At 54.9% G+C, this 13739-nt stretch carries 16 protein-coding genes; 10 read left to right on the plus strand and 6 right to left on the minus strand.

What is annotated here, in order from left to right; genetic code table 11:
* Positions 1-23: 23 nt before the first annotated feature.
* The 5 genes from urtB to zinT are packed head-to-tail and all read left to right on the plus strand — an operon-like array spanning position 24 to position 4870.
* The gene (gene urtB, locus ACLHV9_RS12010) at positions 24-1598 is read left to right on the plus strand and encodes an urea ABC transporter permease subunit UrtB (protein ID WP_407220530.1); all 1575 of its coding nucleotides are present in this window, start codon (positions 24-26) and stop codon (positions 1596-1598) included.
* A complete protein-coding gene (gene urtC, locus ACLHV9_RS12015) occupies positions 1598-2671 on the plus strand; it encodes an urea ABC transporter permease subunit UrtC (protein WP_028017436.1) in 1074 nt (357 codons plus the stop codon). Before urtB ends, urtC begins: the two co-directional genes overlap by 1 nt.
* Positions 2671-3468 carry an urea ABC transporter ATP-binding protein UrtD gene (gene urtD / locus ACLHV9_RS12020; RefSeq protein WP_407220531.1) on the plus strand — a complete coding sequence of 266 codons (798 nt, stop codon included), beginning with the start codon at positions 2671-2673 and terminating at the stop codon, positions 3466-3468. The genes urtC and urtD overlap by 1 nt, the downstream gene beginning before the upstream one ends.
* A 9-nt stretch (positions 3469-3477) precedes the next feature.
* The gene (urtE, locus tag ACLHV9_RS12025; protein ID WP_407220533.1) at positions 3478-4176 is read left to right on the plus strand and encodes an urea ABC transporter ATP-binding subunit UrtE; all 699 of its coding nucleotides are present in this window, start codon (positions 3478-3480) and stop codon (positions 4174-4176) included.
* Positions 4177-4228: 52 nt separating this feature from the next.
* Complete coding sequence (zinT, locus tag ACLHV9_RS12030; protein ID WP_028017433.1) at positions 4229-4870, plus strand: metal-binding protein ZinT; 642 nt, start codon at positions 4229-4231, stop codon at positions 4868-4870.
* Between the two features lie 46 nt (positions 4871-4916).
* Here zinT and ydeE read toward each other — a convergent pair whose 3' ends face one another.
* Positions 4917-6110 carry an efflux MFS transporter YdeE gene (ydeE, locus tag ACLHV9_RS12035; RefSeq protein ID WP_407220534.1) on the minus strand — a complete coding sequence of 398 codons (1194 nt, stop codon included), beginning with the start codon at positions 6108-6110 and terminating at the stop codon, positions 4917-4919.
* A gap of 193 nt (positions 6111-6303) precedes the next feature.
* Between ydeE and eamA the strand changes: the two genes are divergently transcribed.
* Complete coding sequence (eamA, locus tag ACLHV9_RS12040) at positions 6304-7209, plus strand: O-acetylserine/cysteine exporter (protein ID WP_028017431.1); 906 nt, start codon at positions 6304-6306, stop codon at positions 7207-7209.
* Positions 7210-7251: 42 nt separating this feature from the next.
* Here the strand turns inward: eamA and marB are convergent, their stop codons facing one another.
* From marB to marR, 3 genes are read right to left on the minus strand one after another with little or no spacing between them, the layout of a single operon-like run.
* On the minus strand, positions 7252-7458 hold the full coding sequence (marB, locus tag ACLHV9_RS12045; protein WP_407220536.1) for a multiple antibiotic resistance protein MarB: 207 nt from the start codon (positions 7456-7458) through the stop codon (positions 7252-7254).
* Between the two features lie 32 nt (positions 7459-7490).
* Positions 7491-7871, minus strand: a complete 381-nt coding sequence (marA, locus tag ACLHV9_RS12050; protein ID WP_008502237.1) for an MDR efflux pump AcrAB transcriptional activator MarA — start codon at positions 7869-7871, stop codon at positions 7491-7493.
* 20 nt (positions 7872-7891) lie between these two features.
* A complete protein-coding gene (gene marR / locus ACLHV9_RS12055; RefSeq protein ID WP_028017429.1) occupies positions 7892-8326 on the minus strand; it encodes a multiple antibiotic resistance transcriptional regulator MarR in 435 nt (144 codons plus the stop codon).
* Positions 8327-8582: 256 nt separating this feature from the next.
* Here marR and ACLHV9_RS12060 point away from each other — a divergent pair, with 256 nt between their 5' ends.
* Positions 8583-9248, plus strand: coding sequence for a MarC family NAAT transporter (locus ACLHV9_RS12060; protein WP_028017428.1), 666 nt, complete (start codon positions 8583-8585; stop codon positions 9246-9248).
* 46 nt (positions 9249-9294) lie between these two features.
* Here ACLHV9_RS12060 and ACLHV9_RS12065 read toward each other — a convergent pair whose 3' ends face one another.
* A complete protein-coding gene (locus ACLHV9_RS12065) occupies positions 9295-10491 on the minus strand; it encodes a sugar transporter (RefSeq protein WP_407220537.1) in 1197 nt (398 codons plus the stop codon).
* Positions 10492-10668: 177 nt separating this feature from the next.
* Here ACLHV9_RS12065 and ACLHV9_RS12070 point away from each other — a divergent pair, with 177 nt between their 5' ends.
* From ACLHV9_RS12070 to ACLHV9_RS12080, 3 genes are all read left to right on the plus strand, one after another.
* A complete protein-coding gene (locus ACLHV9_RS12070) occupies positions 10669-11457 on the plus strand; it encodes a PhzF family phenazine biosynthesis protein (RefSeq protein WP_108089927.1) in 789 nt (262 codons plus the stop codon).
* Positions 11458-11484: 27 nt separating this feature from the next.
* Positions 11485-12276 (plus strand): PhzF family phenazine biosynthesis protein, encoded by a 792-nt coding sequence (locus ACLHV9_RS12075; protein ID WP_208594732.1) that lies wholly within the window; start codon positions 11485-11487, stop codon positions 12274-12276.
* 92 nt (positions 12277-12368) lie between these two features.
* Positions 12369-12851, plus strand: coding sequence for a GNAT family N-acetyltransferase (locus ACLHV9_RS12080; RefSeq protein ID WP_407220538.1), 483 nt, complete (start codon positions 12369-12371; stop codon positions 12849-12851).
* On the opposite strand, the gene ptrR is transcribed toward ACLHV9_RS12080, so the two are convergent.
* Complete coding sequence (ptrR, locus tag ACLHV9_RS12085) at positions 12805-13683, minus strand: putrescine utilization regulator PtrR (RefSeq protein WP_128347731.1); 879 nt, start codon at positions 13681-13683, stop codon at positions 12805-12807. The genes ACLHV9_RS12080 and ptrR overlap by 47 nt on opposite strands.
* Positions 13684-13739: the final 56 nt, after the last annotated feature.

Raw genomic sequence — 13739 nt, forward strand, 5'->3', positions numbered from 1 at the left:
CCATTACCGCAGGGAGATAATCCATGAACGTCATGCGCACGATCGTCGCTATTGTGTGGCTTGCCGGTCTGCTGCCAGGGATGGCGCAGGCATCGGATGCCGATCGTTTTGTTGCCGCCAGTCGCAGCCAGCAGGCTGACCTGCTGACGCAGTGGGCCGCAGCGCCGGATGCCGCAAGGTTGCCGCTGCTTCAGGCACTGCAAGATGAAAACCTCTACACCGACAGCCAAAAGCACGCGTTTGTGCAACGTAATGGCGACATCATGCCGCTGGGGGAAACCAAAACTGCAGAGGGGCCAACCAAAGCCGTGCGTCTGACCAACCGGCTACGGGTGCTTGCCGCAACAGCCATTGCTACACATCAGCTTGTGAGTGACAGTGTCACTGAAAGACGTGCTGCGGCTCGCCAGCTTCAGCGTGACGCTCAGCCCGGCATGCTCGGTTTCCTGCAAACGCGGGTTGTGAGTGAAACCGATGATGTGGCGCGCCAGGCGCTGCTGCTGGCGGTGGCGAATCTTCAGCTTGCAAGTCCGCAGGCAGAGGTGCGCCGCAAGGCAGTCGAGCTGTTAGGTCAGTCCGACGATCCGGATGTGCAGTCAAAGCTAACACCGTTTGCGCAGGTGCAGACAGAGCCTGATGCTGGCGTTCGCGCTGCCGCAGAAGAGAGCCTTAGCCAGATTAAGCATCGCCTGATGTGGGGCGATCTGCTGGGACAGGCGTTTATGGGACTCTCTCTGGGAACCGTGCTGCTGCTGGCCGCGCTGGGTCTTGCTATCACCTACGGTTTGCTGGGGGTAATCAATATGGCCCACGGTGAGATGCTAATGCTCGGGGCGTACGCTACATGGATGGTGCAGCAGGTGATGGCCGGGCTTGCTCCCCAGTGGCTGGCGCTCTATCCGATTATCGCGTTGCCGGTGGCGTTCTGCCTGACGGCGGTCATCGGGATGCTGCTGGAGCGTACCGTGATCCGTCACCTGTACGGTCGTCCGCTGGAAACGCTGCTGGCAACCTGGGGCATCAGCCTGATGCTCATCCAGCTTGTGCGCATGACCTTTGGCGCACAGAATCTGGAGGTGGCAAACCCGGCATGGTTGTCTGGCGGCGTGCAGGTCTTTGCTAACCTGACGTTGCCGTGGAACCGCATAGTGGTACTGGGATTCGTGCTGCTGGTGCTGTTCTTCACCTGGCTGATTCTGAATAAAACCCGTCTGGGGCTTAACGTGCGTGCGGTGACACAAAACCGCAGCATGGCTGCCTGTTGTGGGGTGCCGACGGGGCGTGTCGATATGCTGGCTTTCGGGCTTGGCTCAGGCATTGCCGGGTTAGGCGGCGTGGCGTTATCTCAGCTTGGGAACGTCGGGCCAGAGCTGGGTCAGGGCTATATCATCGACTCTTTCCTCGTTGTCGTTCTCGGTGGCGTAGGCCAGCTGGCAGGCAGCGTGGCCGCAGCCTTTGGTCTTGGGATCTTTAATAAAATCCTTGAGCCGCAGATGGGGGCGGTACTGGGCAAGATTCTGATTCTGGTGGCGATCATTCTGTTTATTCAGAAACGACCGCAGGGGTTGTTTGCACTGAAAGGGAGGGTTATTGACTGATGAGCCAGCCACTCACCTTAACGCTGGCGCGTAAAGCGCCGCGAACCATTCAGATTGTCGGCAGCCTGCTGGTGGCGTGTCTGCTGATATTGCCGTTTTTTGCCTTACTCCCTGCCACGCATCCGCTGGCGTTATCAACCTGGATGCTGACGCTTATCGGTAAGATCCTCTGCTACGCCATCGTTGCGGTGGCGCTGGATCTGGTATGGGGCTATGCCGGAATGTTGTCCCTTGGGCACGGCATTTTCTTCGCGCTGGGTGGCTATGCGATGGGCATGTACCTGATGCGCCAGGCCGCAGGTGACGGTTTGCCCGCGTTTATGTCGTTTCTCTCCTGGACCGAAATGCCGTGGTTCTGGTGGGGAACCCAGTACTTTGCCTGGACGCTGGTGCTGATTGTCATGGTGCCTGGCCTGCTGGCGCTGGTGTTTGGCTGGTTTGCCTTCCGCTCGAAGATCAAAGGGGTCTACTTCTCAATTATGACCCAGGCGCTGACCTATGCGGGGATGTTGCTGTTCTTTCGCAACGAAACCGGTTTTGGCGGTAATAACGGCTTTACCGGTTTCACCACGTTGCTGGGGTTTTCGGTGACGGAAACGACCACGCGTATTGCGCTGTTTCTGGCGACCGTATTGTTGCTGCTCCTGGCGTTAGGCACCGGATTTGCGCTGGCGAAGAGCAAGTTTGGCCGCATTTTAACCGCCGTACGGGATGCCGAAAACCGCCTGACGTTTTGCGGGTACGATCCTCGCGGGTTCAAGCTGCTGGTGTGGACACTTTCTGCAGTGCTGTGTGGCCTGGCAGGGGCACTCTACGTTCCGCAGGTGGGCATTATCAACCCAGGAGAGATGTCGCCGACAAACTCGATAGAAGCGGCAATCTGGGTAGCGCTGGGCGGACGTGGCACGTTGGTGGGGCCGGTGATAGGCGCTGCGCTGGTGAATGGGGCAAAGAGTGTTTTCACGGTCGCGATGCCGGAATACTGGCAACTGTTTCTCGGAATGATTTTTATCGCAGTGACCCTGTTTTTACCACGTGGCGTTTACGGTCTGTTTCGTAAGGGAGAGAAGTAATGCAGCCAGCTGAAGGATTATTCACCCGCCAGTTACCTGGCGATCGCTACCGCGAACAGACCGACCCGGTACTGCAACTTGAGGCCATTAATGTCAATTTCGATGGGTTTCAGGCCCTGACGGATCTGACGCTGAATATCGGTGTGGGCGAGTTGCGCTGCGTGATTGGTCCCAATGGTGCAGGGAAAACCACGCTGATGGATGTCATCACTGGCAAAACACGGCCGAAAAGCGGCAAAGCGATTTATGACCAGTCTATTGACCTGACGCTGCTTGAGCCCGCCGCCATTGCCCGTCAGGGGATTGGCCGAAAATTCCAGAAACCGACGGTATTTGAAGCGCTAACGGTGTGGGAAAACCTTGAGATTGCCATGAAAACCGATAAATCCGTCTGGGCGAGCCTGCGGGCAAAACTCAACGGGGAACAACGTGACCGGATTGATGAAATGCTGGTTTTGCTGCGGCTGAGTAGTGAACGTGATCGCCTGGCCGGGCTACTTTCGCACGGGCAAAAACAGTTCCTCGAGATCGGCATGCTGTTGGTCCAGGATCCGCATCTGTTGTTGCTGGATGAGCCGGCGGCCGGGATGACCGATGCGGAAACCGAATATACCGCTGAGTTGTTCAAAACGCTGGCGGGCAAGCATTCTCTGATGGTGGTGGAGCACGATATGGGCTTTGTAGAAACCATTGCCGATCACGTGACGGTACTGCACCAGGGGCGCGTGCTGGCGGAGGGATCGCTTCGCGAAGTGCAGGCCAATGAGCAGGTGATTGAAGTCTATCTGGGACGCTAAGGAGCGGTGATGTTACAGGTTAACGAACTGAATCAATATTATGGCGGCAGCCATATTCTGCGCGGCGTGAGCTTTGAAGCCATCACTGGCGAAGTCACCTGCCTGCTGGGGCGTAACGGCGTCGGGAAAACTACGCTGCTGAAGTGCCTTATGGGTCTGATCCCGGCGAAAACCGGGGAGGTGATTTGGCAGGGCAAAAAAATCACCCATAGCAAGCCGCACCAGCGGGTGCAGTCTGGCGTGGCGTATGTCCCGCAGGGGCGTGAAATTTTCCCTCGCTTAACCGTTGAAGAAAATTTGCTGCTGGGCCTGTCGCGGTTTTCTGCCCGCGATGCAAAGCATGTTCCGGAAGAGATCTGGCAGTTGTTCCCTGTGCTTAAAGAGATGAAACAGCGTCGCGGGGGCGATCTCTCCGGAGGACAACAGCAACAGCTGGCGATTGGTCGAGCGCTGGCAAGCCGCCCGCAATTGTTGATCCTCGATGAACCCACCGAAGGTATACAGCCGTCTGTCATAAAAGAGATAGGTCAGGTGATCCGCACCCTGGCGGATCGGGGGGATATGGCGATCCTGCTGGTCGAGCAGTTTTATGATTTTGCTGCCGGGCTTGCCGACAGCTATCTGCTGATGTCGCGCGGCACCATCATTCAGCGCGGACGAGGTGAAAACATGGAGCAGGAGGGCGTTCGCGGCCTGGTTGCGATTTGAAATGTTATAATATAACATTCGCATTCTTATCAAACGGAATGAGGATGTTATGTTGGCTGCACATATTGGAAAATTTGCCATGACTCTGGGGGCGCTGCTGGTCAGCGGCCAGCTGTTTGCTCACTCGCACGGACATCAGATGACCGAAGCGGAACAGAAAGCGGCGAACGGCGTGTTTGAGGATAAAGACGTGAAGGACAGAGCGCTATCTGACTGGGACGGTACCTGGCAGTCGGTCTATCCGTTCCTGCTCGATGGTTCGCTGGATCCGGTCTTTAAGCAGAAAGCGCAGAAGGATAAAAGCAAATCCTTTGATGAGGTGAAAGCCTACTACCGCACGGGATATGCGACGGACGTGGATGCCATCGGCATTGAAAATAACGTTATGGAATTTCACAAAGGTAAAGAGGTTAGCCGCTGTCACTATGATTACAGCGGCTACAAAATCCTGACCTACGCGTCAGGTAAGAAAGGCGTTCGCTATCTGTTTGAGTGCAAGGACACCAGCAGCAAGGCGCCGAAATTCGTGCAGTTCAGCGACCATACCATCGGACCCAAGGCCTCTTCGCACTTCCATATCTTCATGGGCAACACCTCCCACGAGGCGCTGCTGAAAGAGATGGATAACTGGCCGACCTATTATCCGAATGAAATGTACAAAGAGCAGGTGGTGGAGGAGATGTTACACCATTGATGCTTTATGGCCGGGTAGCGGCAACGCCTTACCCGGCCTATACGGGCTACGCTACGTTGGGTGTTTCGCACCATGCCTTCACGCTCATCCCGCGCAAGATCATCAGCCAGGCAATCACAATGGCGACCATCATAATCACAAATAACGACCAGTGCGGCAGGTTGGTCAGGATAATACCGGTGATCATCGGGTTTGCCGCTGCGCCGAGCCAGCCCAGCGCCTGCGCGGAGAAATAGCTCGCCTTCATTCCAGGCGGCGCAATGTTGTCGATCAACATGTATTCACCCGGCGCATAGATGATTTCGCCGAGCGTAAAGATGGCGGCAGCAATACCCCAGTAAATCAGGTTTTCTCCGGAGAGCATGAAGCCGCCGAGTCCCATAATAAAAAACAGGGTCGCGAGGGTCATCAGCGGGCGAATATTGCTGGCAGAGATCTTGCGGCCCAGGGCATATTGCAGCGTCACCACCACGGCGGCGTTTACGGGCAATACCACAGCGACCACTTTTTCAGCGAAATCACTGTCTGCATGCGCAGCCAGAACGTATTGCGAAATACAGCTCGCGAACGACCCGCCCACGTAGGACGCCAGCAGGCCAGAGAGCGTGTACCAGAACAGCGCGCGGTCTTTCAGCAATACTGACGGCTGCCAGGGCATTTTCTCCTCGGTGGTATCCAGTGCGACGCTTTTTTGCACGAAGAAATGGATAAATCCGAGCGGCAGTGCGGCACAGAAGGCGGCCAGCCAGAACGGCAGCTGCAGGCTGTACATCACCAGCAGGGTGCCAATGGGCGGCCCGATCGTCCAGCCAATATTCAGGAAGCTGTAGTTCAGCGAGAAGACACGCGCTTTCTGACTTGCGGTGAGCACGTCGGAGAACCAGGCCTTCAGCACCGTCGAAAAGACGGAATAGGCGCAGTTGATCAGCGCAAAGAACAGCACCACCAGCGTGACGTTATCGACCAACGGGATCGCGACAAATCCGGCAATAAAAGCCACGATCGCGATCAGCATGTAGCGTTTTTTATCAAACTTATCGGCAAGAATGCCAAACCCCAGGCTGAACACCACGCCGATAGTCAGCGCAATCGTCAGGGCATAACCAATATTCTCGACGCTCATGCTATAGACGCGCGTGAGATAAATGGTCATAAACGGCAGCGTTGCCCCCCGACCGATTGTTAACAACAATGACGATGCCAGCAGCGCTGCGGTTGAGCGCCTGAGAGATGGTTTCATATTCCTGCCCGACAATTGCTTATGCTTTTTATGTTGTGTTCTAAAAGGAGTATCACGACATAAGGGGCTTGTATAGCACCCAATTTATCCGTAAGTGCTTCGCCTGACTGCCAGAATTAATGATCTTCTCGCAGCGTGCTTTTTTCTGTTACCTTGAAGTGTTAACAAATAATTAATAATTCAGGGGCAGGGTATGACGCGTAAAGACGGGCTGCTGGCGTTGCTGGTGGTCGTAGTATGGGGGCTCAATTTTGTGGTCATCAAGCTGGGGTTGCACAACATGCCCCCGCTGATGCTGGCCGGTTTACGTTTCATGCTGGTGGCGTTCCCGGCGCTTTTTTTCGTCGCCCGTCCTAAAATCCCGTTGAAACTGCTGCTGGGCTATGGCCTGACCATCAGCTTTGGCCAGTTCGCTTTTCTCTTCTGTGCCATCAAGTTCGGAATGCCGGCCGGTCTTGCCTCGCTGGTGTTACAGGCGCAGGCGTTCTTTACCATTATCCTCGGCGCGTTTGTGTTTGGTGAGCGCCTGCAGGGCAAACAGCTGGCGGGGATCACGCTCGCGGTGTTTGGCGTGCTGGTACTGATTGAGGCCAGTCTGAACGGTCAGGATGTGGCGTTGCTCGGCTTTATGCTGACGCTGGCGGCGGGGCTGAGCTGGGCCTGCGGGAATATCTTCAACAAATTGATCATGCAGCATGAGGCGCGCCCGGCTGTTATGTCGCTGGTGGTCTGGAGTGCGCTGATCCCGATAATCCCGTTTCTGGCGGCGTCGTTTATTCTGGATGGTCCGGATGTGATGCTGAACAGCCTGGTTGAAATCGATCTCACCACGATTTTGTCGCTACTCTACCTGGCGTTTGTCGCCACTATTATCGGCTATGGGATCTGGGGGTCACTGCTTGGCAAGTATGAAACCTGGCGCGTCGCACCGCTGTCGCTGCTGGTTCCGGTGGTGGGGCTTGCCAGTGCGGCACTCTTACTGAATGAAACGCTGAGCGCGCTGCAGCTGCTTGGCGCTGTGCTGATCATGGCCGGGTTGTATATTAATGTCTTTGGTTTGCGCGTGCGTCGGGCGACGCGGGTCAGTGGAAAGGCATAAAAAAGCCCCGCATCTGCGGGGCAAAACGAATCAGAGGCCGTGCTAATTGTAATAAGGCACGCCTAATTCGTCGGACTTGTCGCTACCTGCACCCATGTGGTTGAAATCGTAGGGTGACAGGTCATGTGCTGACGGCAAAATCATCGTATCAGGATTATTTTGCTGCGTTGCACGAGGGGTTTGCTCCGCGAAGGTCTGGCTGGAGAACAGCACCAGCAAGGCGAGGGCGGCGGAGGCGATAGCTTTCATGATTTCCTCGGTTACGTCTTTAAAGGCGATGATTAACTACAATGTTTTAACGGATACAGGTATCGGGATTCGCCCGGCACGCTGGTAATTCGGTACTTATGAGGCGGCACGTCAAAGTAGTTCTTGAACGTACGCGTCAGGGTTTGTTGCGATTCAAATCCATAACGCTCCGCCAGATAAAGGATCGGCTCATTGCTTTCTTTCAGTTTCTGGGCAATTTCTGTCAGCTTGCGGCTGCGAATATATTGACCTAATGAATGGCCGGTCTCTTTTTTGAACATCCGTTGCAGGTGCCATTTGGAGTAACCTGAACGCTCGGACACTTTTTCAAGGGAGAGCGGCGATTCCAGGTTATCTTCGATCCAGTCCAAAATGCTATGAATGGTAATAGCGTCAGTATTGCGTCTGGACATCGTCATACCTCTTATTCTGATTACGGCAGTATTTTCTTAAGCAAAAGCTCAAGGGTTGCCACTTCATCTGCCGTTAAGTTTTTTGTGAGTTCCTGATGTAATTTTTGTCCTACTAATTGATGACATTGTTCGCACATCGCTGCGCCATCCTCGGTGAGTTTCACCAGTACGCCGCGTTTGTCATTCGGGTTAGGGCTTCGTTCTATCCATCCTTTGCAGACGAGACGATCCAGCATGCGGGTTAGCGCACCCAGATCGACAGAGAGCACCTTTTTCAGCTCAACCGGCGTGATACACATTTCGCAGCGAATGGAACACAGCACTTTGAACTGTGTTGCGGTGATATCCAGCGGTGACAGGTAGTCATTGAGCAGGCGATCTTTTTTCTGATTGACCATATGAATAAGACGACCCAGTGGAATAATGTCGTTAAAGAGATCACTGGTGCTTTTCACAATGGTTGCCCTGGCAAGTAGTTTAGTCACGGCAGATATTATTGCTCAGGCAAGTATAAGTCAACTGAATGAATTAACCGATGCCACGAATTGCTAAAACGTTTCATGTACGTTTTTTGAGGTCTTTCAAATCAAATAGATAACCGGGAGTAATTGTTCAAGGAGGAAAATAATCGTTACGTTGAGCAGATGGCTGAACGTCACACTTTCCCCCTATAATTGCTGTGTTAAATATGAATAAGGACAACAACGCACTATGTTGGATTTGATTAAAGCAATTGGTCTTGGGCTGGTGGTATTGCTGCCGTTGGCCAACCCGTTAACGACGGTTGCGCTCTTCCTCGGGCTCGCGGGGAACATGAACAGCGCCGAGCGTAATCATCAGTCGATGATGGCCTCCGTGTATGTATTCGCCATTATGATGGTGGCTTACTACGCCGGACAACTGGTGATGAACACCTTCGGGATTTCTATCCCTGGCCTGCGTATCGCCGGGGGGCTGATTGTGGCCTTTATCGGTTTCCGTATGCTGTTCCCGGCACAAAAAGCGCATGAGTCACCGGAAGCGACCAGTAAATCGGAAGAGCTGGAAACCGAACCGAGTGCGAATATCGCCTTTGTACCAATTGCCATGCCGAGCACGGCGGGGCCGGGTACCATCGCGATGATCATCAGTTCCGCATCCACGGTGCGTGACAGCGCAACCTTCCCGGACTGGGTACTGACGGTTGCGCCACCGCTGATCTTTGCGATTATAGGGATTATCGTGTGGGTGTCACTGCGCAGTTCTGGCGCCATTATGCGCTGGGTAGGCAAGGGCGGTATCGAGGCGATTTCCCGTCTGATGGGCTTCTTACTGGTCTGTATGGGCGTGCAGTTTATTATTAACGGCGTACTGGAGATTATTAAAACTTACCATTAATTTCATTGCCGGGTGGCGGCTTCGCCTCACCCGGCACAAACAAACGTCACCCGTGCTGCCTGTGTTCTTCAAGCGCCACCGGCCATTTACGGAAGATCAGCACTGACCAGATCAGCGCTACCAGCGCAGGGATGGCTCCCAGATAGCCGATCGCCGACATCGACACATGCAGGCTAATTTGATTTCCCACCAGCGCGCCCGCGCCAATGCCCAGATTAAAAATCCCCGAGAACAGTGACATGGCGACGTCCGTCGCATCGGGTGCCAGGGCCAGGACTTTCACCTGCATGCCCAGACCAATAATCATGATCGCCACCCCCCAGAACAGGCTGAGGATCGCCAGATGGTTTTCACTTCCCGCCGCGGGCATCAGTAACAGCAGGCAGGCCAGCAGCAGGCCAATGGCACTACTCACCAGAGTGGAGGCATGCTGGTTACCCAGCTTACCAAACAGAATGCTGCCAATAATGCCCGCTCCACCGAGGATCAACAGTAATACCGTGGCAAAGTTGGCGCTAAAGCCCGCCACAACCTGTACAAACGGCTCAATGTAGCTATACGCCGTGTAATGCGCCGTCACCACAATGACGGTAAGCAGGTAGATACTCAGTAACGCCGGGCGACGCATCAGCAGCGGCAGGCTTTTCAGCGAGCCAGAATGTTCACTTGGCAGCGTCGGCAGCAGTTTGATCAGGCAAACCAGCGTGATCAGTGCCCCCATGCCGATAGCGAAGAAGGTGGTACGCCAGCCGAAATATTGCCCTACGATGCGGCCAATAGGCAGACCCAATACCATCGCCAGCGCCGTACCGGTGGCAATCAGGCTCAGCGCCTGGGCACGTTTACCGGCTGGTGCCAGCCGTATAGCCAGAGACGCAGTAATTGACCAAAACACAGCGTGGGCAAAGGCAATACCGACGCGGCTAATGACCAGCACGGTAAAGCTCCACGCCATAAACGACAAAACGTGACTGGCAATAAACAACGCAAACAGACCGATTAACAGCTTACGCCGCTCCATCTGGCTGGTCATGAGCATAAACGGCAGGGACATCAGCACCACCACCCAGGCGTAGATGGTCAACATAATGCCCACCTGCGCCGTTTCCATCTGGAAACTTTCCGCGATATCAGACAACAGCCCAACCGGAACAAATTCTGTGGTGTTAAAAATAAATGCGGCAATAGCCAGCGTGACCACCCGTAGCCACGCAACTCTGCGGGAAACTGTGTTCGTTGTCATAGGGATGTCGGAGATTCGTTGCTGAAAAGAAGAGAGGTCGATCTTAAAACGTTAAATGGTGAAAACTCAATCATTATGTGATGCAGGTCTCAATATTTACCTTATGAAAGCGGTAGCCGGGAACGTCGTTTTCATTGAATATAAAAGAACAACATAATAAAAACAGGCGGTAAGACAATGCAGGAGATTGATTTTTATCTGGTTGATGCCTTCAGTGACAAAACCTTTGGCGGCAATCCGGCAGCGGTTTGCCCGTTGAAGACATGGTTACCCGATGAGACCTTGCTGAGAATGGCGCAAGAGCATAATCAGTCGGAGACGGCTTTTTTCGTCTGCAGTAAAGGGGGGATTGAGCTACGCTGGTTTACCACCCTTACGGAAGTGAATCTCTGCGGTCACGCCACGCTGGCGGCGGCGTATGTCCTGTTTACCGAACTGGATTATCCCGACTCGCGGATCCACTTTGATACCGCATCTGGCCGCCTGACGGTAAGCCGTGAAGGTGACTGGATGACACTGGATTTCCCGGCATGCCCAACTCATGAAGAGACGCCCCCGCCGGAGATGCTCTCGGCCCTGGGGATCAGCCACTACGCTGAAGCCCGTAAAGGCCGGGCCTGGCTCATCGTGCTGGACGATCGCCAGCAGGTCGAAGCGCTCGCGCCAGACATCTCCGCGATGACGCCAGGCGAACATAAAGTGACGGTAACGGCACGGGGAGACGGTGAATATGATTTTGTCAGCCGCTTCTTCTCGCCGGGGGTGTCCGTCCCGGAAGATCCGGTTACCGGCTCTGCACATACGATGCTCATTCCTTACTGGAGTGAAAAACTGCGTAAAACGACGATGCTTGCTCGTCAGGTTTCCGCACGCGGCGGGGATGTCCGCTGCGAGTTGAAAGACTCACGCGTGCTGATGAGCGGCCAGGCAGCACTTTATTTAAAAGGCACAGTTTTTCTGCGCTGAATACCCATAACAAGAGAGGAAGAGACAATGCAGGAAATTGAATTTTATCTGGTGGATGCCTTTAGTGACAAAACGTTTGGCGGCAATGCGGCAGCAGTGTGTCCTCTGGAAGAGTGGTTGCCGGACGAGACGCTGCTCAAAATGGCGCAGCAGCATAACCAGTCTGAGACAGCATTTTTTGTACGAACCGACGACGGGTTTGAGCTGCGCTGGTTTACCACGCTGGATGAAATTAACCTGTGCGGCCATGCCACGCTGGCGGCATCACACGTTATTTTCGAATACCTTGATTACCCTCATACCGAAATCACCTTCACCACGCGCTTTGTCGGCGAACTGACGGTAAAACGCAGCGGCGACTGGCTGACCCTGAATTTCCCTGCGTGGTCAACGGAGGGGGTCGATAACCCACCTGCGGTGCTGTTTGGCGCGCTGGGCATCACAGAGGCGAAAGAGGTGCGCGTTGGTCGAGATTACATGGTGGTGCTGGAGAGCCAGCAGGCGGTGGAAGCACTAACGCCGGACATCGCGGCGATGCTCCCGCTGGATAAAATGGTTTGCGTGACGGCGCCGGGTGATGAGTACGATTTCGTCAGTCGCTTCTTCTGCCCGGGTGAAGGGGTGCCGGAAGATCCGGTCACAGGATCCGCCCACAGCATGCTGATCCCATACTGGAGCGAGAAGTTGGGTAAAACCTCACTGAATGCCCGCCAGGTGTCGTATCGCGGTGGGGATCTGCGCTGCGAACTGAAGGGCGACCGGGTGTTAATTGGCGGCCAGGCGACCTTGTATCTGAAAGGGCGTATCTATTTACGCTAAGAGTGGATCGCTATAAGTTAATACTATGAAGCACCATGGCAGGGCTGCGCTATGTTGAAGTTTAGTCTCACAAAAAAAGCAAGGAGCCTGCCATGTATTCCATTACCTCTGAGTCTGCCCGTCACCCGGATATCCTCAAACTGATTGCGGCGCTTGACCACTATCAGAGCGAACTCTATCCCGCCGAAAGTAACCATCTGCTTGATCTGACTGCGCTACCAGAGTCATCGTTAATTTTGATGATCATTCGCGACCAGCAGCTCCAGGCTGTCGGGTGTGGAGCGGTCGTTCTCAACGGTGACGGAACGGGGGAGATGAAGCGGGTCTATATCGACCCGGCCCATCGGGGCCAACATCTTGGAGAGACGCTGCTGGCCGCACTGGAGGACGAAGCCCTCAGCCGACATTGCCACACGGTACGGCTGGAGACGGGCATCAAACAGCGCGCTGCGGTTCGGCTTTACGAACAGTGCGGGTACGAAATGCGCCCGGCGTTTGCGCCGTACGTTGACGATCCCCTCAGCCTGTTTATGGAGAAGGCACTGGTTGTGGACGTTCGTTTAGCTGCGCTATAAAGGCCTCCAGCTGGCGAGTCATTGCCCCGCGGCGCCACACCAGCCAGGTGGTCAGCCAGCGCCAGTTTTCCGCCAGCGGCCACGCCTCAACCTGATGATGCCCCGGCATGCTTTCCAGCATTGAACGGGGCATCAGCGCAATACCCGCACCCGCGATAACACAGGCGAGCATACCGTGATAGGACTCCATCTCGTGAATGCGCCCGGGCGTGGCTCTGTCCGCATGAAACCAGCTTTCCAGGTGTCGACGGTACGAGCAGTTCGCGCGAAAAGCGTAGACGTCGCTACCGCTCACCTGCGTGGCACGTTTGACCTCCGCATGTCCGGCGGGGGTGACCAGCATCATTTCTTCGCGGTAGACGGGCATTCCCTCCAGTTCCGGGTGCGAAAGTGGCCCGTCGACAAAGGCGGCGCTTAAGGTTCCCTCGAGTACGCCATCAATCATCGTCCCGGATGGCCCGGTAGAAAGGGCAAACTGGATACGCGGGTAGCGCTGGTTAAACTGCGCCAGCGTCTCAGGGATGCGTACCGCAGCGGTACTTTCCAGCGCCCCGAGGGCAAATAACCCCTGGGGTTCATCTCCCGCGACGACCATGCGCGCTTCATCCACCAGCGCCAGGATCTGCTTGCTGTAGCGCAGGAAGTTATGCCCGGCGGGGGATAAACGCAAACGCTGGTTCTCACGAATAAACAACTCAACGCCAAGGTCAGCTTCCAGCTGGCGGATGCGGGTCGTCAGGTTAGACGGCACGCGATGCACCTTCTGCGCCGCCTGGGTGATACTGCCCGTCTGTGCGACGGCGTTAAACATTTCAAGCTGGGTTAAATCCATAGCATTCTCTATTCGTGAATAAGGTGGTTAGTATTATTCATTTTTAAGAAATAGCA

The organism is Enterobacter sp. CPE_E890 (assembly GCF_046521475.1).
Classification (GTDB): domain Bacteria; phylum Pseudomonadota; class Gammaproteobacteria; order Enterobacterales; family Enterobacteriaceae; genus Enterobacter; species Enterobacter adelaidei.